General features: G+C 36.3%; 25 protein-coding genes and 1 tRNA gene. 11 read left to right on the top strand and 15 right to left on the bottom strand.

The annotated features are described in order from the left end of the window. Nucleotides 1–78: 78 nt before the first annotated feature. The 7 genes from AC5YGD_RS08580 to AC5YGD_RS08550 all read right to left on the bottom strand — a co-directional run bounded on the left by AC5YGD_RS08580 (nucleotide 79) and on the right by AC5YGD_RS08550 (nucleotide 5367). Nucleotides 79–1041, bottom strand: coding sequence for a ribose-phosphate pyrophosphokinase (locus AC5YGD_RS08580; RefSeq protein ID WP_271558705.1), 963 nt, complete (start codon nucleotides 1039–1041; stop codon nucleotides 79–81). 85 nt (nucleotides 1042–1126) lie between these two features. Beyond that, on the bottom strand, nucleotides 1127–1606 hold the full coding sequence (locus tag AC5YGD_RS08575) for a redoxin domain-containing protein (protein ID WP_496141442.1): 480 nt from the start codon (nucleotides 1604–1606) through the stop codon (nucleotides 1127–1129). 34 nt (nucleotides 1607–1640) lie between these two features. Further along, nucleotides 1641–1715: transfer RNA gene (locus AC5YGD_RS08570), tRNA-Gln, on the bottom strand. Continuing rightward, complete coding sequence (gene ispE / locus AC5YGD_RS08565) at nucleotides 1695–2546, bottom strand: 4-(cytidine 5'-diphospho)-2-C-methyl-D-erythritol kinase (protein WP_496141441.1); 852 nt, start codon at nucleotides 2544–2546, stop codon at nucleotides 1695–1697. Before ispE ends, AC5YGD_RS08570 begins: the two co-directional genes overlap by 21 nt. Nucleotide 2547: 1 nt before the next feature. Next, nucleotides 2548–3090, bottom strand: coding sequence for an oligoribonuclease (orn, locus tag AC5YGD_RS08560; protein WP_496141440.1), 543 nt, complete (start codon nucleotides 3088–3090; stop codon nucleotides 2548–2550). Between the two features lie 7 nt (nucleotides 3091–3097). Beyond that, nucleotides 3098–4114, bottom strand: coding sequence for an anthranilate phosphoribosyltransferase (trpD, locus tag AC5YGD_RS08555; protein ID WP_496141439.1), 1017 nt, complete (start codon nucleotides 4112–4114; stop codon nucleotides 3098–3100). Between the two features lie 2 nt (nucleotides 4115–4116). Beyond that, nucleotides 4117–5367, bottom strand: a complete 1251-nt coding sequence (locus tag AC5YGD_RS08550; protein ID WP_496141438.1) for an aminopeptidase P N-terminal domain-containing protein — start codon at nucleotides 5365–5367, stop codon at nucleotides 4117–4119. Between the two features lie 47 nt (nucleotides 5368–5414). Between AC5YGD_RS08550 and AC5YGD_RS08545 the strand changes: the two genes are divergently transcribed. Further along, complete coding sequence (locus tag AC5YGD_RS08545; RefSeq protein WP_496141437.1) at nucleotides 5415–6131, top strand: 16S rRNA (uracil(1498)-N(3))-methyltransferase; 717 nt, start codon at nucleotides 5415–5417, stop codon at nucleotides 6129–6131. Nucleotides 6132–6153: 22 nt separating this feature from the next. Here the strand turns inward: AC5YGD_RS08545 and proC are convergent, their stop codons facing one another. After that, nucleotides 6154–6984, bottom strand: a complete 831-nt coding sequence (proC, locus tag AC5YGD_RS08540) for a pyrroline-5-carboxylate reductase (RefSeq protein WP_496141436.1) — start codon at nucleotides 6982–6984, stop codon at nucleotides 6154–6156. A 66-nt stretch (nucleotides 6985–7050) separates the two neighbouring features. Between proC and AC5YGD_RS08535 the strand changes: the two genes are divergently transcribed. Together AC5YGD_RS08535 and bioA are read left to right on the top strand one after the other, a co-directional pair. Further along, nucleotides 7051–7719, top strand: coding sequence for a phosphoglycolate phosphatase (locus tag AC5YGD_RS08535; RefSeq protein WP_416686792.1), 669 nt, complete (start codon nucleotides 7051–7053; stop codon nucleotides 7717–7719). Further along, nucleotides 7719–8954 carry an adenosylmethionine--8-amino-7-oxononanoate transaminase gene (bioA, locus tag AC5YGD_RS08530; protein WP_416677843.1) on the top strand — a complete coding sequence of 412 codons (1236 nt, stop codon included), beginning with the start codon at nucleotides 7719–7721 and terminating at the stop codon, nucleotides 8952–8954. Before AC5YGD_RS08535 ends, bioA begins: the two co-directional genes overlap by 1 nt. Nucleotides 8955–8970: 16 nt before the next feature. Here bioA and priA read toward each other — a convergent pair whose 3' ends face one another. Continuing rightward, on the bottom strand, nucleotides 8971–10935 hold the full coding sequence (gene priA, locus AC5YGD_RS08525) for a replication restart helicase PriA (RefSeq protein WP_496141435.1): 1965 nt from the start codon (nucleotides 10933–10935) through the stop codon (nucleotides 8971–8973). 50 nt (nucleotides 10936–10985) lie between these two features. Between priA and ybeY the strand changes: the two genes are divergently transcribed. Then, on the top strand, nucleotides 10986–11426 hold the full coding sequence (gene ybeY, locus AC5YGD_RS08520; RefSeq protein WP_416651774.1) for an rRNA maturation RNase YbeY: 441 nt from the start codon (nucleotides 10986–10988) through the stop codon (nucleotides 11424–11426). A 6-nt stretch (nucleotides 11427–11432) separates the two neighbouring features. Here the strand turns inward: ybeY and AC5YGD_RS08515 are convergent, their stop codons facing one another. Beyond that, nucleotides 11433–12290 carry a LysR substrate-binding domain-containing protein gene (locus AC5YGD_RS08515; RefSeq protein ID WP_496141434.1) on the bottom strand — a complete coding sequence of 286 codons (858 nt, stop codon included), beginning with the start codon at nucleotides 12288–12290 and terminating at the stop codon, nucleotides 11433–11435. Nucleotides 12291–12394: 104 nt separating this feature from the next. Between AC5YGD_RS08515 and AC5YGD_RS08510 the strand changes: the two genes are divergently transcribed. The 3 genes from AC5YGD_RS08510 to AC5YGD_RS08500 are packed head-to-tail and all read left to right on the top strand — an operon-like array spanning nucleotide 12395 to nucleotide 14769. Next, nucleotides 12395–12814 carry a rubrerythrin family protein gene (locus AC5YGD_RS08510; protein WP_416651770.1) on the top strand — a complete coding sequence of 140 codons (420 nt, stop codon included), beginning with the start codon at nucleotides 12395–12397 and terminating at the stop codon, nucleotides 12812–12814. Nucleotides 12815–12863: 49 nt separating this feature from the next. Further along, entirely contained in the window at nucleotides 12864–14168 is a 1305-nt protein-coding gene (locus AC5YGD_RS08505; RefSeq protein ID WP_416651768.1) for a heterodisulfide reductase-related iron-sulfur binding cluster, read from the top strand. A gap of 19 nt (nucleotides 14169–14187) precedes the next feature. Next, a complete protein-coding gene (locus AC5YGD_RS08500; protein WP_416677836.1) occupies nucleotides 14188–14769 on the top strand; it encodes a DUF3501 family protein in 582 nt (193 codons plus the stop codon). A gap of 15 nt (nucleotides 14770–14784) precedes the next feature. Here the strand turns inward: AC5YGD_RS08500 and tilS are convergent, their stop codons facing one another. Together tilS and AC5YGD_RS08490 are read right to left on the bottom strand one after the other, a co-directional pair. Beyond that, nucleotides 14785–15954, bottom strand: coding sequence for a tRNA lysidine(34) synthetase TilS (gene tilS / locus AC5YGD_RS08495; RefSeq protein WP_496141433.1), 1170 nt, complete (start codon nucleotides 15952–15954; stop codon nucleotides 14785–14787). Further along, entirely contained in the window at nucleotides 15935–16885 is a 951-nt protein-coding gene (locus AC5YGD_RS08490; protein ID WP_416651762.1) for an acetyl-CoA carboxylase carboxyltransferase subunit alpha, read from the bottom strand. Before AC5YGD_RS08490 ends, tilS begins: the two co-directional genes overlap by 20 nt. A 68-nt stretch (nucleotides 16886–16953) precedes the next feature. Here AC5YGD_RS08490 and AC5YGD_RS08485 point away from each other — a divergent pair, with 68 nt between their 5' ends. From AC5YGD_RS08485 to AC5YGD_RS08475, 3 genes are read left to right on the top strand one after another with little or no spacing between them, the layout of a single operon-like run. Next, complete coding sequence (locus AC5YGD_RS08485; protein ID WP_496141432.1) at nucleotides 16954–17562, top strand: LysE family transporter; 609 nt, start codon at nucleotides 16954–16956, stop codon at nucleotides 17560–17562. Nucleotides 17563–17579: 17 nt separating this feature from the next. Continuing rightward, nucleotides 17580–18479, top strand: coding sequence for an EamA family transporter (locus tag AC5YGD_RS08480; RefSeq protein ID WP_496141431.1), 900 nt, complete (start codon nucleotides 17580–17582; stop codon nucleotides 18477–18479). Nucleotides 18480–18485: 6 nt separating this feature from the next. After that, nucleotides 18486–19094: a LysE family transporter gene (locus tag AC5YGD_RS08475; protein WP_496141430.1), complete on the top strand. Its 609-nt coding sequence runs from the start codon at nucleotides 18486–18488 to the stop codon at nucleotides 19092–19094. Between the two features lie 7 nt (nucleotides 19095–19101). Here AC5YGD_RS08475 and AC5YGD_RS08470 read toward each other — a convergent pair whose 3' ends face one another. The 3 genes from AC5YGD_RS08470 to AC5YGD_RS08460 form a co-directional block, all read right to left on the bottom strand. Further along, nucleotides 19102–19296, bottom strand: a complete 195-nt coding sequence (locus AC5YGD_RS08470) for a DUF1289 domain-containing protein (protein ID WP_416651754.1) — start codon at nucleotides 19294–19296, stop codon at nucleotides 19102–19104. A gap of 62 nt (nucleotides 19297–19358) precedes the next feature. Next, the gene (locus AC5YGD_RS08465; protein WP_496141429.1) at nucleotides 19359–21776 is read right to left on the bottom strand and encodes an FAD-dependent oxidoreductase; all 2418 of its coding nucleotides are present in this window, start codon (nucleotides 21774–21776) and stop codon (nucleotides 19359–19361) included. Between the two features lie 9 nt (nucleotides 21777–21785). Beyond that, a complete protein-coding gene (locus AC5YGD_RS08460; protein ID WP_496141428.1) occupies nucleotides 21786–23348 on the bottom strand; it encodes a trimethylamine methyltransferase family protein in 1563 nt (520 codons plus the stop codon). Nucleotides 23349–23718: 370 nt separating this feature from the next. On the opposite strand from AC5YGD_RS08460, the gene AC5YGD_RS08455 reads away from it, so the two are divergent. Further along, nucleotides 23719–24678: a sugar ABC transporter substrate-binding protein gene (locus AC5YGD_RS08455; RefSeq protein ID WP_416651746.1), complete on the top strand. Its 960-nt coding sequence runs from the start codon at nucleotides 23719–23721 to the stop codon at nucleotides 24676–24678. The last annotated feature ends 48 nt before the right edge of the window (nucleotides 24679–24726 follow it).

The raw sequence follows: 24726 nt of genomic DNA, 5'->3' as shown, positions 1-24726 counted from the left end.
TTTTCAAAACAGAGAGGAAATTATACCTAAAAGAGGAGATTGTTTATACCATTAATTCAACCCTATAAAGGCCTAGGATTAGTCTGAATCTGCAAAAATTGTACTGATAGATTGTTCATCACTAATTCTTCGAATAACGTCTGCAAGAGTTGTTGCAATTGATAATTGCCTTATTTTGTTGCATTTATTTGCTTGATTCGTTAATGGAATTGTGTTTGTAATAACCAATTCATCCAGCTTAGAGTTTGATATATTTTCAATAGCACCTCCAGAAAGAACCGCATGGGTTGCGTAAGCAACAACTTTCTTTGCGCCCTTTTCTTTTAATATTTCAGCAGCTTGGCAGAGCGTTCCGGCGGTATCAACCATGTCATCAATCATAATGCAGGTACGTCCTTCTACATCACCAATTACATTCATGACTTTAACTAAGTTTGGTGCTGGACGCCTTTTATCAATAATTGCAAGGTCTGCGTCATTAATTCTTTTTGCTGCTGCTCTTGCTCTAGCTACTCCACCAACATCTGGAGATACTACGACTACATCTTGATAGTTATGATCCAAAATATCTTTGACAAGGACAGGTTGAGCATATATGTTATCAATTGGAATATTGAAGAAGCCTTGAATCTGATCTGCATGTAAGTCCATTGTCAATATGCGGTCTACACCTGACGTTTCAATTAACTGAGCGACAAGTTTTGCAGTTATTGGAACGCGAGTTAGTCTCGAGCGCCTATCTTGTCTAGAGTAGCCAAGGTATGGAACTACTGCTGTAATTTTTCCGGCAGAAGAGCGCCTCAGAGCATCAACCATTATTAATAACTCCATTAAAGTTTCAGCCGATGAAGGGCCGCAGGTTGGCTGAATAACGAACACATCACATCCACGCACATTATCAAGGATTTCAACTTGAGCTTCACCATCACTAAATTGTCCTACAAAGGCCTTACTTTGGGTGATATTGAGATTAGTAATAATTTCGGATGAGAGATCAGGATTTGCGTTTCCGCTAAAGATCTTTATTCTTTCTAGAGACATCCAATTAGACTTTTATTGATGTAGGATGCAATTATACAAACAAATTACGTGGCTAAGCACAATAGTTTTGTAATTGAATCGAGATTTATAGTACTTCCTCTATTGATGCTGCAATATCTTCCGGCTCAACAGTTGAACTAAAACGTTTAAAGGGTATACCATCACGATCAATTAGAAATTTACTGAAATTCCATTTGACGCTATCGTTTAGTTTTCCTTTCAACTCGCTTTTTAAATATTTGAACAGGGGATGAGCATTTTTACCATTGACATCAACTTTTGTTGACATAAGAAACGTAACGTCATAATTTAGGTTACAAAAATCTTTGATTTCTTCAGAAGTTCCAGGCTCTTGTTTACCAAATTGATTGCAAGGAAAGCCAATTATCACTAAACCTTTTTCTTTGTACTTTTGGTAGAGTTTTTCGAGTCCAGAATAGTGATAGGTTAGACCACAGAAGCTTGCAGTATTTACAATTAAAATTGCTTTGCCTTTAAATTGGCTCAAAGAGATTTCTTCCCCATCAAGCTGACTAAAGTTAAATTGATATGCATTTTCATTCATGATTCTTACCTTATGCTGGTTAATTTAAATAATATGGCTGGGGCGGATGGATTCGAACCATCGGTACACGGGATCAAAACCCGATGCCTTACCACTTGGCTACACCCCAATTATATAATGGCGATTTATCAATCGCTTTTGCGATAAAACCAGTCCATTTTGATGGCAATTTATTAATTGCTATCGATGCATCTTTTTCTTTTTCAAAGGCTACAAAAACACAACATCCACTTCCAGTCATTCTTGCAATTCCGATGTGGTTATCAGTTGAGTCTAGATGAGCTATAGCCTCTTCTATATCAGCTTCTAAATGAATTGCAGCATCTAAGCAGTCGTTATGAGGATTAGATACCATTGAAAAGTCTGCTATTTTCCTTTGTACTGGAGACATTGTCAATGCTTTGTGTGTGAAAATTTCTTTCGTGGATATATGTTTACCAATTGTAACAATTAAATAAAAGTATTTTGGTAGGCTTAGTGGTGTAAGTATTTCACCTGTACCTTCGCCCCAAGAGCTATGACCATTAATAAATACGGGAACGTCTGCACCAAGATTTTGACCAATATCTACTAATTCTTCTTTAGGTAAATTAAGATTCCAAAGCTTATTAAGAGCAATTAAGACAGTCGCTGCATTTGAGCTGCCACCTCCTAAGCCACCACCTATAGGTATTTTTTTTACTATAGCAATATCTGCCCCACCCTTTGATCCTGTGATTTTTTTTAGGAGAGTTGCGCTGCGTATTGCTAAGTCCTGATTTTTTGAAATATTTTCATTGCCACTAATTCGGCTAATTAATCCATCACTTCTATAATTAATATTTATCTCATCACAGTAATCTACAAGTTGAAAAATGGTCTGAATGTTATGATAACCATCAGACCTTTTTGAGGTTACATGCAAAAATAAATTAATTTTAGCGGGTGATAAGTAAGTCAATTTAAGCTTTAATGAAATGCTCTTTGTAGTGCTTTAATTCATCAATTGAGTCGTAAACATCTGATAATGCTAAATGCCTAGATTTTTTATATGTGGAAGAAATAATGCTTGGCTTCCACCGAACAGCTAATTCTTTTAATGTGGAGACGTCGATATGTCGATAGTGAAAAAACTTTTCTAGTTTTGGCATGTAGTTATATAAAAACCTTCTATCCTGACAAATCGAATTTCCACACATGGGAGATGCGCCTTGGTCGACATATTTAATAAGAAAATCTAGGGTTTGGGATTCTGCCTCAGTAGTGGAAACTTTGCTTTCTATTACTCTTTGGACAAGTCCAGATTGATTATGTTGATTTGTGTTCCAGTCGTCCATTCCATCAAGTAGATCGCTATTTTGATGAATAGCTAACGAAGGGCCCTCTTCTATTACATTTAGATTGGCATCGGTAACTACTGTTGCTATCTCAATAATGACATCACTTTCAGGAATTAATCCTGTCATTTCAAGGTCTATCCAGATAAGATTAGTTTTTTTATTCATAATTAATTTAATTATTACTAGCGAAAATATATTCTTCAAGTTTTTCTTTTGCACTTCCATCTGATAATACTTTGGAGGCTTTTTCAATCCCTAAGCTCAGTGTATCTTCGAGACCACTTACATAAATAGCAGCTCCAGCATTTAAAGCAATGATATTTTTTGCAGTACCATTATGCCCAGAAAATGCTTCATAAATTAGAGAGAGTGACTCATCAGCATTTTCTGCTTTAATATCATTAAGGTTACCTAGCTTTAAACCAAAGTCATCTGGATGAACACTATAGGTTGAGACTTCATCATTATATAATTCAGCTACAAAGGTTTTATCAGCTACAGAAAATTCATCAAGTCCATCTGCAGAATGAACTACCATAACATGTCGAGATTTAAGGCTTTTTAGGACGTTAGCGATTGGCTCAACTAGGTTTCTGTCATAAACCCCAATAACTTGATTAGGGGCTTTAGCTGGATTAGTAAGGGGGCCTAAAACATTAAATATAGTTCTGACTGCCAGTTCTTTACGCGGACCAATTGCGTGTTTCATTGCACTATGATGTGCTGGTGCAAACATAAATCCAACGCCTATTTTTTCAATACATTCGCTAATGACTTCGGGGCTTAAGTTAAGATTTATTCCAGCTGCCTCCAGAACATCTGCACTTCCAGATTTTGATGAAATGGAACGATTGCCATGCTTAGCAACCTTTCCACCTGCAGCTGCAACAACAAAGGCAGAGGCAGTCGATATATTAAACAACCCTAGACCATCTCCACCCGTTCCGCAAGTATCTACAAGGTACTCAGTGCTACTTAATTCAACAGAAGTTGCCAGTGAGCGCATTACCTTTGCACTGGCAGTAATTTCTTCAATTGTTTCGCCTTTCATGGATAAGCCAATTAAAAAAGCACCAATCTGTGCATCCGTTGTTTGGCCAGTCATAATGCTATTCATGACATCAAGCATTTCACCTTCATTTAGATCTTTTTTTGAAATAACAGCTTTAATGGCTTGATTTATATTCATGGTTAGCTTTGGCTCATTAGATATTCAATATCATCTACATTTTTAATAGCTGCTTCAGATAGAACATGGTTTCCATCAATAGTAACTAGAACATCGTCTTCAATCCTGATTCCAATATTCCAGTATTTTGGATCAATTTTATCATCCTTGCGGATGTAGATTCCAGGCTCCACTGTTGTTACCATGCCTACTTCAAATTTTCGAAAAGAATTGTCAATTTCTTTAGCCCCAACATCATGAACATCTAAACCTAACCAATGGCCTGTTCCATGCATATAGAATTCTCTTAAATTACTTTTATCATCCATTATCCCTAGCTTCATAAGCCCCCTTGAAATAATTTCACATGCAATTTCATGAGGCTTATTTACATCTCCACCTGGAATAATTGAAGCGATAGCCTGAATCTGGGCATTTAAAACAATTTCGTATATTTCTTTTTGAGGGTTACTAAACTTTCCATTAACTGGAAAGGTTCTTGTAATATCAGATGCATAACCAAGAATTTCACAGCCAGCGTCTATGAGAAGAAGGTCACCATCATTTAATAATTTATTGTTTTCATTGTAATGAAGTATGCAAGCATTTTCTCCGCCTGCGACAATTGGAGGGTAAGAATGTTCTGAGTTTTCGTTTTTGAATACGGAGTCAAATTCAGCAGCGATGTTGTACTCATAAAGTCCGGGCTGAGTTTTTACCATAGCCTTCATATGTGCTTTTGAAGCAAGATCTGCTGCAGTTTGCATATTTTTTACTTCAGATGCATCTTTAATAATCCTCATTTCTGACAAATATGGGTTTAAAGGTTGAATACTGCTACTAAAAATTGAAACAATAGTTTTATTAAGAATATTAGTACTTGCTCTATTTTTCCAGCCATCAGAAGTTGGCTGATCAAAATATAAAGAAGATTCTTTATTTATGAGTTTCTTAATTTCATCTGTAAAAGTATTAATATCATAAGCATAGTCGACTAATAAAGTTTCAGGTGCGAGATCAACTCCAAGTCTCACTCCATTCCAGATTTCCTGAGTTTTATCTTTGGGCCTTAAAAAAATGCTGTAATTATTTTTAGAGAAAACTGCGATTGCATCAGGCTCTATAAAACCAGTAAGATACCAAAAACTGCTGTCTGGTCGAAAGGGGTAGTTGACATCACTATTTCTTTTTTGTTCACTATTTGTAGATACAATTACTACTGCATCATCTCCTAGTATGCTTAACAACTCTTCTCTTCTTTTTTTATGTATCATTTTGTTAGGTACATTAATTCATTGATAAATAACCCAAGAAAGATACCATGAAAAAGATACGACTTTATCAAAATACTGCTCTATCTCTGGGCAATAGTATTGAGTTAAGTAAAGATAATAGCCATCATCTTAACAAAGTTTTGCGTTTTCCAGATGGTAAAAATATCACTATATTTAATGGTGATGGTTTTGATTACGACGCAAAAGTTCAAAGGTTAAAAAAAATAACCAGCATTAGTATTGTTTCAAAGTTAAAAAATGATTCTGAATCCAAGCTAAATTTAACGCTAGCGCAGGGGATTGCTAAAGGCGAAAAAATGGATTTTTTAATTCAAAAATCCATAGAATTGGGTGTAAAAAGTATTATCCCAATGCAACTAGAGCGCAGTGTAGTTAGATTAAAAGGTGACCGAGCTCAAAAAAAAATAGAGCATTGGCAAAAGATAGCAAACCATGCATGTGAGCAATCTGGACGAGCCGTAGTTGTGAATATCTGCCAACCTACTTTACTCAGTGAATTGCTTGGCAATCAAAATCATAATGGCTTTGTTCTGCATCATCGTGCAAATATAAGTCTTGCTCAAATGCCTGAGTACTCAAGTGCAACAATTCTCATTGGACCAGAGGGAGGATTAACGGATCAAGAAGTTGCTGATTCAACAAATGCCGGATTTAAGCCACTCTTATTAGGAAAACGAGTTTTAAGGACTGAAACTGCATCATTAGTTGCTATAGCTAATATGCAGCTTTTATGGGGTAGCTGAAAATATTTTTAATTTTCTTTTTTTACTCAACATCACCTAGGTCATTACTAAGTTCCCGGGCTCGGTCATAAGCAGCCCTTGTAGCTGCTGCAACTATTCCCTCAAAGTTTTGATCTTGAAAGCTTTCAATAGCTGCTTGGGTTGTTCCATTGGGGGAAGTAACTTCTTTCCTAAGTGTCTTTGAATCTTTGCCACTCTTAGTTGCCATTAGGCTTGCACCTAAACTAGTTTGAATACTTAAAGAGTTTGCAGTTTTTTCATCTAAACCAAGAGCAGTTGCTGCTTGAGTAATTGATTGCATCAATAGAAAAAAATAAGCCGGCCCACTTCCAGATATGGCAGTAATTGCATCAATTAATTTCTCATCATCTACCCAGAAACATTCGCCCACAGACGATAAGATTGAAGTTACTAATTCTTTTTGTTGATTGCTGACTAAATCATTTGCAAAAAGACCTGTAACGCCACTTTGAAATAGTGCAGGTGTATTAGGCATTGTTCTTACGAGAGCAAAATTACCTCCTAACCAACGATTAATATCATTACCCCTAATTCCGGCTACGATAGAGACAAAAAGGTGGTTTGGTTTAACTTTATTTTTTAATTGAAGGCAAACTATCGAGAGTACTTGAGGCTTTACTGCAAAAACAACAATATCACTATTATCTAGTAAAGAGTTATTATCAGAATATGTTGTGATTTTAAGTTCAGAATGACGGTTGATAAGAAGCTCTTCATTAGAGTCGCTTACATTTATATTTTTAGCATCAAAGCCATTACTTAGGAGGCCTTTAATCAGTGCATACGCCATATTTCCAGCTCCAATAAATCCAATGACTGTTTTGTTTTCCATATAAAATATATTAGTTATAAATGCTTAAATCAATTCTACCAAACTTGCAATAAATAAAGAACATTAATGAAAAAATTTCAGCCAAAACTAATATTGATTGATGTTGATGGAACTCTAGTTGATAGTGTCCCTGACCTTGCCTACTGTGTTGACGAGATGATGATTCAGCTTGGTATGCCGATAAGAGGAGAGTCAAGGGTTAGACATTGGGTTGGAAATGGTGTTCCTAGATTAGTAGAGCGAGCTTTGACTGGAGATTTGGATCTTAAGCCAAGTCGAGAAGTATTCGAAACCGCGTATCCAATTTTTTTAGATCTGTATGCTGAAAATTCAGCAATAAGGTCAAACTTATATGATGGGGTTAAAGAGGGATTAGATTATTTACAATCTAAGAATTATCTTTTAGGCTGTGTTACTAATAAAGCAGAGCAGTTTACTCACCCATTACTAAAATCATTAAATATCTATGATTACTTTAAGATAGTCATTTCTGGTGATACTTTGAAAAAGAAAAAACCAGACCCTTTGCCGCTTCTTCATGGCGCTAGTTTTTTTAATATAGATCCAAAAGAATGCCTTATGTTGGGAGACTCTGTAAGTGATGTAAAGGCTGCTAGAGCAGCTGGATTTGATATAATTTGTATGTCATATGGCTACAATCATGGTAATAACATATTAGATGAAAGCCCTGATCTTGTAATCGATTCTATGACGCAGTTAAGAGAGTGCCTTTAATGAGTATTGATGATAATCATATTTGGCATCCTTATGCTACGATACCAAATAAGGTGCCTACTTATCTGGTTGATACTGCAGATGGGGTTTATCTTAACTTTAAAAATGGAACTCGTGTTATTGATGGTATGAGTAGCTGGTGGTCAATGATTCATGGTTACAATAATCCTTTCATAAATAGGGCAATGAAGGCTCAGATTGATGCTGTATCTCACGTAATGTTTGGAGGGCTTACTCACCAACCTGCTATTGACTTATGTGAAAAACTCATAAAAATAACTCCTCAAGGGCTTGATAAAGTTTTTTTTGCTGATTCTGGCTCTGTTTCTGTAGAAGTTTCTCTTAAGATGGCTTTGCAGTATTGGCAAAATAAAGGAAAAAAAGAAAAGTCACATTTTGTAACCCCTAGAGGTGGTTACCATGGTGATACTTTTGGAGCGATGAGTGTGTGTGACCCAAATAATGGCATGCACCATTTGTTTAGTGGTGTACTTCCAAAACATTACTTTGTAACTCAGCCCAAGTCAGGGAAAAGCGCTGAAGCTCTTTTAGATTTAGAGTCAAGACTTAAAGAAAGTCATAATAATATTGCAGCAATTATTCTTGAGCCCATTGTTCAAGGGGCTGGTGGAATGAATATTTATGATGCTGATTATCTCAAAGGTGTTAGATCTTTATGTGATGATTATGAGGTCTTATTGATTGTAGATGAAATAGCGACAGGTTTTGGCCGAACAGGAGAACTCTTTGGTTGCAATCATGCAAATATTTCTCCTGATATTCTTTGTATAGGTAAGGCTTTAACTGGTGGCTATATGACTATGGCAGCCGCAATAACTTCCGAAAAAGTCTCTACTACAGTTGGCGTATTAATGCATGGGCCTACTTTTATGGCAAATCCTTTATCCTGTTCAGCGGCGAATGCTAGTATTGATTTACTTCTTAGTAGCAACTGGAAAAAAAGAATCTCAGAGATTCAAGACATTCTTTCATCTCAATTACTAGCTTTAAAGAAACATAAATCTATATTTGACGTTAGAGTCATTGGGGCAATAGGCGTTGTAGAGTTTAAAGAGCCTCTTGATATGAAGAGAACCCAAGAGCAGTTAATTGACTGTGGAATTTGGCTTAGACCTTATGGCAAACTACTCTACACGATGCCACCTTTTATAATAACTGATCAAGAGTTACTTCAAATTACTGATGCAATGAAAGATGTGGCTGAAAGCCTTTAGGAAAAAGTTATATTGACTATTCAATTGGATCAATATCAATAAACCAGCGAACTGATGAGCTCACCTTGATTGTCTCAATATGCTTATAAAAGGTTTTAATTAACCTATGAAGCTGAACTCTATCTTTAGATTGTAAATATAAATTGAAATAGTAATAATTTGACTTCTTCTCAATAACACCAGGTACAGGTCCCCAAATTTCGATTGATTCTATATCAATATTATTGATTAATTGAGCCACTTCAGTTAAAAATTTTTCAGCTTCATTTTTATTTTTAGAATTTGCGCAAATTAGTGCTTGATGAGCATATGGAGGGAGTTGTGCCTCCTCTCGCTCTAGTAACAAGGTTTTTGCGTACTCAATATATTGTGAATCTCTTACAAACTTAAAGATAGGATGATGGGGGTAGCGAGTTTGAATATTAACTTCTCCTCTATATTCTCCTCTTCCACACCTTCCTGAAACTTGAATAAGTAATTGTGCTAATTGCTCTGTCGCTCGATAGTCTAGCGACATGAGGCCAACATCTACATCTAAAATACCAACAAATGCTAAATTAGAGAAGTCATGTCCTTTTGCTAACATTTGAGTGCCAACAATAATGCAAGGCTTCCCAGAGTTTATTTTTTCTAAATGCAACATAAATGCTTTTTTCTTTCTTGTTGTGTCTCTATCAATTCTAATTACATCAGAATTGGGAAAATATGACTCAAGATTTTCTTCCAACCTTTCTGTTCCATAACCTAGTATTTTCAGGCTTTGACTATTGCAAGAGGGGCAAGAGGATTCTGGTGACTTTTCGAGACCACAATGATGACATTTAAGTCGATTAATATTGCGATGGTAGACAAGCTTTGAGTCACAATTGGTGCATTCAGATTGCCAGTCGCATTCAGTGCAATAGTAAACTGGCGCATAGCCCCGACGATTAATAAAGAGCATGACCTGTTTATCGTCTTCTAAGTATTTTTTTATTTTAGAAACTAGAGGTATTGATAGGGCTTCTGAAGGCTGGCTCCTCATATCAATTAAGTTAACAATTGGCATAATTGCTTCACCAGGGCGAGTGGTCAAAGTAAGTCGCGTCAGTTTTTTGTCAGCAACATTTTTTAAGGTCTCAAGCGAGGGTGTTGCAGTACCTAAAATCAGAGGAATATTTTCAAATTTGGCGCGCATAAAGCTTAGATCTCGAGCAGAATAGCGGAAGCTCGATTGCTGTTTAAAGGAGCCATCATGCTCCTCATCCACGATAACTAATCCAAGTTTAGGGATTGGAGTAAAGATAGCAGAGCGAGTGCCTAAGATAACTTTTGCTTCTCCATTTTTAGCCAATAGATAGGCGTCTTGTTTTTGGGTTTCATTAAGTTGTGAGTGAACAGCAACAACTCTTTCATTTATTCTTTCTTCAAAGCGCGCGATCATTTGAGGTGTTAATCCAATTTCAGGGACTAGAACAAGAACTTGCTTCCCATCCTTTATAAGTTTTTCAGTAAGATTGAGATAAACCTCAGTTTTTCCACTTCCTGTGACTCCTTGAAGTAGGAATCCATGGAAGGTATTTTCATATTTAAGAACTTCATTAACTGCATTTTGTTGTTCAGATGTTGGTTTGAAGGATCTCGGTGTGACTGCATTATTTATTTCAGTTGGTTTCTTAATAATTGCAGGCTTTCCAAGTCTCAGGTTTTTTGGAAGGGCATTAGCAAGAACTTCACCAACTGGATGATGGTAGTAGTTGGCTGACCAGAATAAAAAATCAAGAATTTCTTTGGATAATAATGCTTCAGTATCAATTACTTCTTCGATAGCCCGAAGTTTACCAAACTCACTTTTATCTTTTAGAGAAAGTACAATTCCTATAACTTTTTTTGAACCAAATGGAACTTTAACTCTGGCTCCTACGCTTACTTCTTGATTACAAATGTAATCAAATGTATTGTGTAAGGGCACTGGAATGGCAACTTCTATGATTTGACTCAAAGTAAAATGTTTTAGGGATAAAATAAGTATTTTAGCAATATAAATTAGCCATGGTAGTTATTCAAAACATCATCAACGATATAAATATAGATGAAGACAAGCTTGGGTTAGTTTGCCAAAAATTTATGAGTGAAGCAGGGATTAAAGAAAGTGAGTTGCTCATTCGCATAGTTTCACCTGTTGAGATTCAAGTTCTTAATAAAGAGTACCGAGCTAAAAACCAAGTAACTAATGTGCTATCTTTTCAAAGCGATATTCCTGAGGAAATTGGAGAGCCAATATTAGGTGATGTTGTTATTTGTGCTGATGTGGTAAGAGAAGAGGCGCTAGTTGGAGATAAAACGTTTTCAGATCATTTGACTCATATGGCGATACATGGAATTCTTCACTTGGTAGGGCATGACCATACAGATCTTGAATCTGCTAATAAAATGGAGTCTATTGAAATTGATTTTTTAAAGACTCTGGGGATTAGTAACCCTTACCATTAGGCAAAACTAAGAATTGATTAAAAGCCCGGCGAGTTTTTTGATGCCTTTTTCTTGCTGATTATTTTTTCTATAGATAACTCCAATATCTCGTTTTGCCTTGGTTGAATTCATGTCAATGGATATATTGGGATAATGCTTAAGTATGCCAAAATCGATTGCCATTTTGGGTAGAAAACTCACGCCAATATCTGTATCAACCATAGCAACAAGTGTTGGAATACTGGTACAAGAAAAGCCAGAAATATGTTGATTTGAAATTTTATTATTTTGCAATATATGTGACCTCAAGCAGTGACCCTGTTCGAGCATTAGCAGTGACCCATTATCAATTACTTTAGATTTGCGTTTTTTATGTTGAATAAAATAAATTGGGTCAGAAAAGACTTGAAAGCTTTCAATAAAGTTGGGCAATTCATATGGAAAAGCAAATATGGCAAAGTCAATCTTAGCTTGCTCTAGTTGCATAAGTAAATTTTCACTTGTATCTTCCTTAAAAGAAACCTTAAGTTTTGGATAAAGCTTGCTTAAGTTAGATAAGAAATTTGGCAGAATATAGGTAGAAATCGTAGGTATTACTCCAATGGTAACTTCAGAATCAAAAAAATCTAACTTTGCAGTACTTAATAAGACATTAATCTCAGCCATCACTAATAGAGCTTGTTTTACAACTCGATTCCCAGTTGCTGTAAAGTGAACGTTTTTATTGTCTCTCTCAACAAGCAGAACTCCTAAGTCGCTTTCAAGTTTTGATATTCCTGCGCTGAATGTCGAAGCGCTAACAAAGCAATCATTTGCAGCTTTGGAAAAGTGATTAGTTTTTTTTAGTGCAACTAAATACTGTAAGTTTTTTAGTGAAGGTGTCATTTTTTTTATTCGTTTTTTACGGATATTATATACACATTTATTCAATTTATTTATATATAAAGTACTGGTATGATGATGGCTCGTTTAACCAATCGGAGGAAGTTATGTCATTAAGCGGAAGTAAAACAGAACAAAGTTTAAAGGATGCATTTGCTGGAGAGTCTCAGGCAAATAGACGCTACTTATATTTTGCAAACCAATGTGATGTTCTTGGTGAGCCAGATATGGCTGCGTTATTTAGATCAACTGCTGAAGGTGAAACTGGCCATGCTCATGGTCATATGGAGCATCTCATTGAAGGTGGTGTTGGTGATCCAGGGACAGATATGCCTGCTAAAGAAGTAAAAGAGATGCTTGAAAGCGCTGTTCATGGAGAAACTCATGAATACACTGATATGTATCCAGGTATGGCCAAAACAGCAAGAGATGAGGGTTTTGATGAAATTGCTGAATGGTTTGAAACTTTAGCTAAAGCTGAACGTTCTCATGCAAATCGTTACCAAAAAGCACTAGATAGCTTATAAAAACTTCGTTGCCATAGGCTTAGCTTATGGCAACAAATCCTAGGTATATATGTCTAAATTTAAAGAAGGTAATTTAGAGGCACCAACTCGCCACCCTCTAAATTGGAAAGATGAAGATTTTTATAATGAAGATTCTCTCAATACAGAATTAGAAAGAGTTTTTGATATCTGTCATGGTTGTAGACGTTGTGTGAGCCTTTGCAAGTCTTTTCCAACACTCTTTGACTTGATTGATGAGTCTCAAACATTTGAGGTTGATGGCGTTGATAAAGCAGACTATAAGAAAGTGGTTGACCAATGCTATTTATGTGATTTATGTTTCGTGGCAAAATGCCCTTATGTTCCGCCGCATGACTTCAATGTTGATTTCCCACATCTAATGCTTCGCGCAAAAGCAATTCAATTTAAAAAAGGCGAAACAAAACTATCTCATAAGATCTTAACATCACCACAAAAAGTAGGTTCTATTGCATCTATGCCAGTAATCTCGCCAATTGTTAATTGGTCTAATAGCAACAAAACAATGAGAAAGGTAACCGAAAAAGTTTTAGGTGTTCACGTTGATGCTGTTGTTCCAAAATACCATACCAAAAAACTTTCCAAAATTTTTGTAGAAGATAATTCTACAAGTAAATTCAAGGTAGCAATTTTTGGTACTTGTTATGGTGAATATAATGACCCTCAAACTGTTATTGATTTAGTCGATGTCCTTAGGCATAACGGTGTAGAAGTAAAACTCATTAAAAAAACTCAGTGTTGTGGTATGCCCAAGATGGAACTTGGCGATCTTGAAGCTGTGGTTAAGTATGCGAATGAAAATATAACACCACTTATAAAGTTAGTTAATGATGGTTATAAATTAATCGCGCCAATACCTTCATGTGTCTTAATGTTTAAAAATGAATTGCCAATGATAATTTCTGAAAATGAAGATATTATGGCAATATCTAAAGCATTTTATGACCCCTTCGAATATCTATCATTTTTAAAAGAAAGTAATCAGTTTGATGGTAATTTTAAGCCAATTGATAAAGAAGTACTTTATCAAATTGCTTGTCATCAAAGAGTGCAAAACATTGGCTCACATACTAAAAGAATTCTGGGCTTAATTCCAGATCTAGATGTAAATATTGCGGAAAGATGTTCTGGACATGATGGTACATATGGAGTCAGAAAAGATACGCATACTTACTCTGTACAAATTGGAATGCCAGTTGCAAAAAAAATAACTGACACAACCGATTTGGTCGTTAGCGACTGCGTTATGGCTGGCAACCATGTTGCGCATATTGCTACGCAAGATATAGAATCCATTCATCCAATTAGTTTGGTGAAAATGGCTTATGGTTTATAATAAAAATGAGGTTAATTAAATGCTAACAAGACAAGACCTATTCTCTCTTGAAGAATACGCAGAAAAACGTTCAGCTATTCGTTCAGATACTATTCAAATAAAAAAGCTCAGAGAGGTTAATCTTGGAGAGCATGTAAGGATGTTGTTTGAAAACAAGAAAACAGTCCAGTTTCAGATCCAAGAGATGCTTCGTATAGAGAAAATTTTTGAGGCTGACGGTATTCAAGAAGAGCTCGATGTATATAACTCACTGGTACCTGAAGGCTCAAACTTGAAGGCTACTATGATGATTGAATATACTAATGTTGAGGAGCGAACGGTTGCATTATCTAAATTAATTGGCGTTGAAAGAAGCATCTATTTTCAAGTTGGAAATCATGACAAAGTGTTTGCTATTTGTAATGAGGATATGGATAGAGAGACAGAGGTTAAGACCTCAGCTGTTCACTTCATGCGTTTTGAATTTGATCCAGGTATGGTTAAAGAGTTTAGCTCAGGAGTGCCAGTCAAGGTTGGCGTTTCCCACCCCCATTATGATTATGAAATTATTTTGAATTCGGAATCACAAGACGCCTTAAGTCAGGATTTTAACAATAATTAGTTTGGTTAATAGTATTTAAGCTTCAGTAATTTCACCAAGCGTTTCCATGGCTCGTAAAGAGCCATCTACATAATACATTCTTAATTTATCTCTTTCCCATGGAGGAATGTTTGATTCCTGGAATACTTTTTTAAGGGATTGTGAATGACCTTTCCCTTTAACTTTTATTCGTTGACCTTCTAAACGAAAACGTATTTCAAAATTAGGAAGGTTTTTTAATGATTCGTAATAGGGACATGGTAAGTTTGAAGACTCAATATGCTCATCAAAAAAATACAACTCACCATTGTATCGCCTAACTTCATAGTGGTGCCATCTTAAGATTACATTAGCATCAGTTTTTGCACTCAATGAAGAGATAAGCTCATTTAGAACTTTATTAGAAGGCAATAGAAAGCCTAGATTGGCAATATAATAACGAAGCACGTTAACTATTCTTCGTTTTGGCAGTTGAATTAATGAGCTAACTTGAATTTTATTATTGACCAGTAATTCAAAATTTTTAATATCAAGTTCAGCCAAGTCTTGCATCAGCCTCAATGCTTCTGCCTGATGCGCTGCACTCCTTGAAACATTCTTAATAAGTCCATTAAATGCGCTTGATAGTTTTGGTAGAAATTCAATTCTTAATAGGTTTCTTTTAAAATTAGTATCTAGGTTGCTATCATCCTCTATCCATTTGAGATGGTTTTTTGAAGCATAGTCTATGATTTTTTGTTTTGAAATATTCAGAAATGGACGATAAAGTTCTGAGTCACCGATACTTTTTATTTTTGGCATTGAGGCAAGGCCAGCAACTCCACTCCCTCTAAACAATTGAAGTAAAAAAGTTTCCGCCTGGTCCTCTTGGTGATGAGCAGTACAAAGAATCTCACCCACTCTTAATTCAGATTTTAATGAAAGATAGCGTTTTTTACGTGCATTTTCTTCGATATTTGAAGAATTTTGAATATTTATACTTATATATTTAAACTCGATTTTGGCTGAATTACATATTCTTTCACAAAAAGCGCACCATTCGTCGCTGTGTTTAGAAAGGTTGTGGTTTATATGAACAGCTCGAACGTTACCAGGATAATGTTTATTTAAAAAGTGGAGAAGAACAACTGAGTCAATACCACCACTTAAGGCAACGACAATTTTCTTGTCAGTTAAGTATCCGTCTTTATTCGCTAAATCTTCCAAAGCCTAGTAGTTTTTCATGTCTATTCTCAATAAGTTTATCAATAGGCAAGTCAATTAGATTAGTTAGCTCTTTAATCAGGGCTTTTTTGAGAAATACAGAAGCCTTTTCAGGATCTCTATGAATTCCGCCAAGAGGTTCAGGTATTACTTTTTCAATTAATTTATGTTTTTTTAAATGCTTACTTGTTAGTTTAAGTGACTCTGCAGCAATTGGTGCTTTAGAGGCGTCTTTATAAAGTATTGAGGCACAACCTTCTGGAGAGATAACAGAATAAATACTGTATTCAAACATCATCATAGTATCACAAAGGCCAATTGCAAGCGCACCGCCTGAGCCACCTTCACCGATCACCACAGATAAGATTGGTGTTTTTAAGGTAGACATTTCGAATAAGTTTCTAGCAATCGCTTCACTTTGTCCCCGCTCTTCAGCACCAATTCCAGGATAAGCTCCAGGGGTGTCTATAAAAGTAATTACTGGAAGTGAGAACTTTTCAGCCATCTTCATTAGTCTAAGGGCTTTGCGATAACCTTCAGGCCTTGTCATACCGAAGTTATGAAAAATCTTTTCTTTTGTTGAGCGGCCTTTTTGCTGCCCAATAAACATAAATGTGAGGTCATCAATTTTTGCAATTCCACCAATTAATGAATGATCATTTGCATAAGCTCGATCTCCACAAAGCTCAGTGAACTCATCAAAGATTTTGTCAATATAATCCAAAGTGTAAAGCCTTTGAGGATGCCTTGCTAGCTGTGACACTTGCCAATCAGTTAGTGATGAAAAAATTTTCTTTGTTAACAGTTCACTTTTTGCTTTAAGTGACTCCATTTCTTTAGCAATATCGGCATCATCTTTAATGCTCTCTAGGGCATCAATTTTTTCTTCAAGTTCAGCTATTGGTTGTTCAAAATCAAGATAGTTTAAGTTCATTTAATACGCTTAATGGTCGTTCAAAATTTAATGATAATTATAGCAGATGCAATGTTTATAATCTTGCAATGGATTTACTTACCCTGCTTTCTCTAACGTTTGCTACATTTGTTTATGCAATTTCGCCAGGGCCTGGCCTATTTGCAGTACTGGCAATTTCTACAAGATATGGCTCTATTCCTGCGATGTGGCTTTCAATTGGACATACTGTTGGTGATATCATTTATGTCGCACTTGCAATGCTAGCACTCAATGCCATAGCAGGCCTGATTAGTGATAGCATGCTGTACGTTAAAATTTTAGGTGCTTCATATTTGATATATATTGGCTATCAGCAGTATAGGTCAAGAGGTATTAGCTTCGAACAAACAAGTAAAAAAAGTTCAACACTAAAGCTTTTATTAGCAGGATTTATTGTTGGGGTTACTAACCCTAAGACCATTATTTTTTATTTATCTTTTCTACCAATCTTTATAGATTTAAATAATTTGACAGTTGCAACTGAAATTAAAGTAGTTACAGTTATTGGTATTACAGTATTCTTCGTACTCACTCTAGCAAACATCCTAGGGCTTCGATTAAGAAAACATATTGAAAATCCAGCGATTATAAAACGCGTGAATGAGGTTACCGGTATTACGATGATTTTGGTTGGCTGTTTTGTAGGCCTCTACTAATATGACTTGGGAAAATAATGTTTCAATCTGAAAAAAATATGACATTTATTATGATTCTTGTTCCATTTGTGTGGGCATTGTCAGGTATCTCAGCAAAATATCTTTCCTTTTATATCGGTGCAGATGAGATTGTCGTCTACAGGTTCTTTTTATCTGTTCTTTCAACTATCCCACTTTTGATATGGATGAAAATACCTATCAAAATTAGTTTGTTTAATCTTGTTTTATCACTCGTTATTGCAATCTTTATGATTAGTAACTATCGGTTTTATTTTATGGGAATGCAAAGGGGTGCTGCGGGCTTAGGAGCTGCATTAGTTACTGTTTTGATTCCAATATTTGTCTATATCTTTATGATTTTTTCAAAGAAATCTAAGCCACTTATTAAGGACTGGGCCGCATTACTGGTGGGCACAATTGGTGTTCTTTTGATGATGAATTTTGATCAATCTAACTTGGCACTATTAATCAGTGGAGGCAATCTCTATTTTGTTTTGGCAGCTTTGGCTTATGCAGCTGTAACTATTGTTGGAGCCTATATGAAAAATATGCATGTATTGGCTTTTAACTTTTATATAAGCCTATTTGGTTTTATGATCGATTGGGTTTATTCTTATGATACAAGTCTTCTCGTAACTTTAATGGATATGGATTATATTTTCTGGATTAACATTCTTTTTGTTTCAGTTGTAGCTGGTACTGCTATTACCGCAGTTTACTATACTGGAATAAGGGTTATAGGGTCTAAAAAAACTTCGGTGTTTAGTTTACTGTCACCATTTTTTGCAATTGCTTTTGGGGCAATTTTTTTTCAAGAAGCACTAAACTTAAAAAATATTATAGGAATTATTTTGGCCGTATCTGCCTTATTTGTTTTAATTGATTTGAAGCTGAAAGCTTTCTTGCCGTCTAGGTAGCGGATTATGGAAATAAATATTTTTTTAGTCCTTGGTTTTACTCTTTTTGTTTTTGCAGTAACCCCTGGTCCAGGAACTCTGGCGCTTCTTTCTATTTCTACTTCGAGAGGGCTAGCCTCAGCAATATTTTTTTCAGTTGGAATGACGCTTGGTGATTTGTCATATTTAACCATTGTTATTTTTTCTTTAAATGCTCTAGCCGATTTGATTACACCTGTTACAAACGCGGTCCAATATTTTGGAGCCTGTTATTTATTTTATTTGGGCTATTCTCAATGGACGGCTGGAAAATTCAGTATGAATAATGAAGTTTCAGCCCAATCCCATTTGAAAGAATTACTGACTGGCTTCCTCTTGGCTGGAACTAATCCAAAGGTAATGATTTTCTATTTATCAGTCCTTCCTTCTCTGATTGATCTTAATCAAGTAAGTTTAGCTTATGGATTGAAAATCGTAGCCACAGTTGCCATTTCACTGTTGCTTGGTTTGGTATTTATTGGTGTACTAGGAAAAAAATTAAGGCAGTTAATAAGTAGTCAAAAAATTGCCTTGAGGGTGAATAGGATTTTTGGAGGAATAATGATTGGTGTTGGTTTTAGCCTTTTTTATTTCTAACTATTTATTACTCTGGAGTTGCGCTAATATCACGAGTCAATAAATCCTTCATAATTGCAGTGCGCATTTCATCAGTAAAGTCAAACCAATCAAATATTTCATTCATATGACGATTGCAGCCAACACAAAAATTATTTTCATTGTATTTGCAAATACTGACGCATGGACTTTTAATCTGCCTTAATTTGTTTTGCTCACTCATACTCATTAGTTGGCTTGGTGTTTCAACAGTAATTTCAAAGGCATTTTAATCGAGTTATGAATTTATGAACGAAGTTTTTCATTGCTGTCATCATAGGCCGCACTCATTGAGACATGACAACTGCGACTGCCTAGAGAGGTTTCAACACTAAGCTTAACCCCCTCTTCACAAAGGTTTGGCTCTAAATAAGCAAAGGCCACACTATGGCCTATTCTAAATCCATAAGCACCACTAGTTATAATTCCACTAAGCTTATCTCCATTAAAAACCGCTTCATTCCCAAAGCACTCGGCTGGAATATCATCATCAAATATGAGATACGCTAACTTGGTCTTAATCCCATCAATTTGTCTTTGGCGTATATTTTCACAGCCAATGAATTCACGACTCAAGTCAAGAAACCGATCCATGCCAGCTTCTAAGGCTGAAATTTCTTCAGTGAATTCTGCGCCATAAGCCCTGTACATTTTTTCTAAGCGCATGCTATTAAAGGCCTGTCCTCCAAAATCTTTTAAGCCATGGGAGCTTCCCATTTCCATTAAAGATTCATAGATAGAAATGATTTGCCAGCTTGGCATATGAAGTTCCCACCCTAATTCACCAGCATAGGAAACTCTCATTGCAAAGACATTTGCAGAATCGATCTTAATTGTTTTACAGCTTAGCCAAGAAAATCCAGTGTTGCTGAGATCTTCTTGAGTGCATTGACCTAAAATATTTCTTGCTTCAGGGCCAGTCAAGAGAAGCCCACCCCATTCCTCAGTTAAATTTTCTATTGTGATATCAAAGTCATCTGAGTACCATTCCAGCCATTGGTAGTCTTTAACTTCAGATCCTATAGCACCCATTAGAAGAAACTCTTCATTACTGATACGGCTAATTGTTTGCTCTGCCCTTATTCCGCCATTTGGAGAGTGAAAAAGGGTTAATCCAATTCTGCCATCTTTTGAAGGTAATTTATTGCAGGATAAATTATCTAGAAATTTAAAAGCATCCTTGCCGGTAATTCGAAATTTTGCAGTTCCGCTAATATCAGTTATGCCGCAAGCATTTTGAACAGCTACACACTCTTGTAATACTGCTTCATGAGCTTCACTATGGGCCCATGTTAAAGTTTCATTTCTTATTTCATCAGTTGTGAACCAAGAAGGCTTTTCATAGCCAGTATTGACAGTATGTATAGCTCCCTTTTGACTCAATAAAGTGTGCAAAGCACTTACTCTTATAGGTCGTCCATGTGGTCGATTTTCATTTGGAGAGGCGAATGAGTACATTCTTTCATACGACTCAATAGCACGCGTAGTGCAGTATGTTTTATCAGCCCATTTGTCAAAGCGACGACTATCAAGCGAAGCCATATTGAGTTCAGTCTGACCATGAACCATCCACTGAGCTAAGTATTTACCAATTCCGCCCTGTGCAATTCCAATACTTGCGCCACAAAGATTCCAAAAGTTTTTGAGTCCTTTTGCAGGGCCAACAAGTAAATTATCATCAGGAGTGTGGGTTATTAGTCCATTAATTACTGTGCTAATTCCAACTTCTTTAAATAATGGAACAATATCCATGCATCGTTCTAACCAAGGCATTAATCTTTCAAGATCACCCTCAAAGAGTTCCCTATCAAATGACCAATCTACACCATCAAGTGCCCATGGTTTAGAACCTCTTGTTTCGTAAGGACCAATTAAAAAACCACTTCCTTCTTGCCTAATATAGGAAGCCGCAATAGAGTCTCGAGTTACGGGCAATTCCTTAGAGAGAGCTGCAATATCAGGATGGTTATCAGTAATTAAATACTGATGCTGTAAGTTAACCAGCGGCACATAAGAGCCAACCATGGCTCCAACCTGTGGTGAGAAGCAACCACCAGCATTAACTACATGTTGAGCAATAATTTTTCCTAACTCAGTAACAACTTCATACTCACCGCTTGGAAGGATATTGATATCAATCACTCGATTAAAGTTACTAACTTCAGCGCCTGCTTTTTTCCCAAGTTGTGCTAATTGAGTGACTACCGTTGTAGGATCTACATGGCCATCATTGGGTGTATATAAAATACTTCTGGCTTTATCAAAGTTCATCATTGGATTGATGATTGAGGCCTCTTCTTTCGAAACAAAATACATTTCACAGCCAATATGATTTGCCTTACTCAAAATATTATTAAACCACTGTTCTTCAACCTTGTCATGCCCAACCCTTAGTGAGCCAGTTTTATGAAATGAGGAGTCAAGACCAGTTTTTTCTGGCAAGATCTCATCGTAAAGTTTTATTGTATATTCGTGAATACTTGAAAGGGTATGGTTGCCATTAAAGTTTGGACATAGGCCTGCAGCATGCCAAGTCGATCCACTTGTGAGTTCACCCTTTTCAACAAGGACAACATCAGTCCAACCTTCTTGAGTAAGATGATACATAAGGTTAACCCCTAGTGATCCGCCGCCAATTATTACTACTTGAGCATGTGATTTCATATTAATTATCTATTTTTTAAGAGGTTTGCGGCCAATATCTTTTCTGCTTAATTTAATATTAAACTTTTCGCGTATTTTTTGATCAACTTCATCGCTAATATGACTTGGAAAATGCTCCGATAGTATTTCTTTTTTTTGTTTAATAGCTTTTTCTAGTAGGACTGGTTTACCCATGTCAGCCCAATCATTTGGACTGTCCCTATCACTTAAATCAGGAAAGATATACTCACTTTGCATAACGCTAATTGTTAAATCTGATCCAAGATAGTGAGCTTTATCATTCAAACAAACATCTTTAATCGTTTCAAAACAAAGTGACTCTTCACTATCATCGCTGAACCCTTTTGTCATTCTCATTGACGCGCCCAATAAATCATTATCCATCAGCAAACTTTCAGGACATGTACCTAAAAGACTTGCATACATTCCAGCAGATTCATAAATTATATTAGCGCCAGCAATTGCTGTGACTGCATGAGTAGATGCTCTTTCTGACCCCGCTTGAAAATCTGGGAATTTAGAATCTGTCATTCCTGCAGGCGTTCCAGTTGGTAGATTTAAAAAGTTGCCCATCTGCGCACAAGCTGCTGAAATTAATCCTTGTTCTGGAGAGCCTCCACACATTGATCCAGTTCTTAAGTCAGACACAAAAGGCCAAGTTCCAAGAATTGCCGGTGCACCTGGTTTGATAGCATTCACATATACCAGTCCGCCAAGACATTCAGCCCAAGCCTGGGACACAACGCCAGGAAGAAGAGGAGGCGCTGTTGCTCCAGCTTGACCTGCTGATAGAAGTAATATTGGCATGCCACCTTCTACGCCAACACGAACACATTCTAAAGACTCTTCTGCAAATTTCATTGGGGGTACTACATGGCAATTACTCATACTTAAAAACGGCCTTTCACGCCATTTTTCTTCACTTCCAGCAATAATATGAAGCATTTCAAGCGCATCAGTTACGTGCTGAGCTTCTGTAAAGCTTGCGCCTAAATGCTTCTCAGTTCCCATTGCCACACAATAAACTGAGTTTTGATCCATCTCACGAGGACTAGCAATGTCTCTCAAAACACAAGTTCGTTGAAACATATGAATGTGTTCACACTGATCTGCAATTCTAGCCATATCGTATAGATCTTGACTTTCAGATTCTCGATACTCGTTGTTCTCAGGGTCGGCAATAAGAACTGCAGCGCCAGCAGTTGAGAAGTGAACTCTTGAGCCACTTAAATCTAAATCATGTTTTGGGGATTGCCCATGAAGAGTGAGATTTCGCTGTGAAAGGTTCATGGCTTTTTCAACAACTTTTTTTGGCATTCTTAATCTACCATCATCTCCAAGAATAGCGCCAAAAGCAACGCAAGTTTCAATACAGTGGGGAGTGGCATCACCAAATCCAATTTCTTCTAGAATTCGAAAAATATTAGCTTCAATATCAATAACTTGTTTGTCACTAAGGGGTTTATATCTTCCACCAATCTCACCCGGTAAAACAGGCTTTTTTTCTTCTGCTAGTGGGGCACTTCTTAGTGCAATTCTTGCTTCTCTTCCACCTGATTTTCTTCTTGTCATAATAGTGATTTGAGTTGAACTATAAACCACATTTTGATACTAAATCAAAGCACTGTCAATTGTTTTTTTATTGCAGGGTTAAAGCGCCTATACGAAGCTAAATTTACTGTTATTAATTATTTTTTCTTGCCACTTTCAAAATGAAATTATGCACCTTTTCTAATCCCAGAAGGTCGCCTTTAGGTAATAGTTTTAAGTTGAGTATAGAATTGAACACCTTCCATGCCATGAAACATATGTTCTATTTTCTAAATATTAGAAAACATATATATCTCTTCATGTATACTCCAAATATTGAAGTTCTAAAAATCCTTCAATATTGGGGTCAATCGTGACTTCAAAAAAACTTATAGAAAGGAGATACAAAATTATGTTGAAAATTAATAAATATGTCTCAAGTCTATTTCTTTCAGTTTTTGTTCTTTTCGGAACAACTGTGGGAAGTACGGCAGCGATGGCAGATGGTGAAAAGTTTGTACTAATTAGCCATGCACCAGATTCTGATTCATGGTGGAATACAATTAAAAATGCAATTGAAATTGCTGGTGAGCAAATGGGTGTTGATGTTGATTATCGTAACCCAACTACTGGAGATCTTGCTGATATGGCACGTATCGTTGAGCAGGCTGCTGCAAGCAACCCTGATGGTATTATTGTTACGATTGCTGATTATGACGTCCTAAAAGGACCAATTACTTCAGCTATAGCAAAAGGAATCCCAGTTGTAACAATTAACTCTGGTACTCGTGAGCAATCTGAAATGCTAGGAGCATTAGCGCACATTGGTCAGCCTGAGTATGATGCTGGTTTTGGTGCTGGTAAGAGAGCAAAAGCTGCTGGAGCAACAAAGTTTTTATGTGTTAATCACTTCTTCACAAACCCGGTATCAGTTGATCGTTGCCAGGGCTATGCAGATGCTCTTGGTGTAGATCTTGGAAATCAAATGATCGACTCTGGACAAGATCCAACAGAAATAAAAAATAAAGTTATGGCTCATCTTAGATCACATCCTGATACAGATGCAATTCTTACTTTAGGTCCAACTTCTGCTCATCCAACGCTTTCAGCTTTAGATGATATGGGTCGTTCGGGCGATATTTATTTTGGTACTTTTGATCTTTCAGGTGAGATTGCAGCTGCTGTTAAAGCAGATGTTATTTCTTTCGCTATTGATCAACAACCGTACTTACAAGGATATCTTCCAGTTGTAATGTTGACTAACTTGTCAAGATATGGCGTATGGCCTTCAGGTGCAATTAACTCTGGCCCTGGATTTATCACTAAGAGTAATATTAGCTTAGTTGAAAAATATGCAGGCGTTTACCGTTAATAGTTAATTTAGTTTATTAACGTGCTACCCACCATAATCTTAAATTGG

Source organism: Candidatus Pseudothioglobus sp. uisw_070, from assembly GCF_059512545.2.
This window is presented reverse-complemented; position numbering and strand designations above follow the sequence as displayed.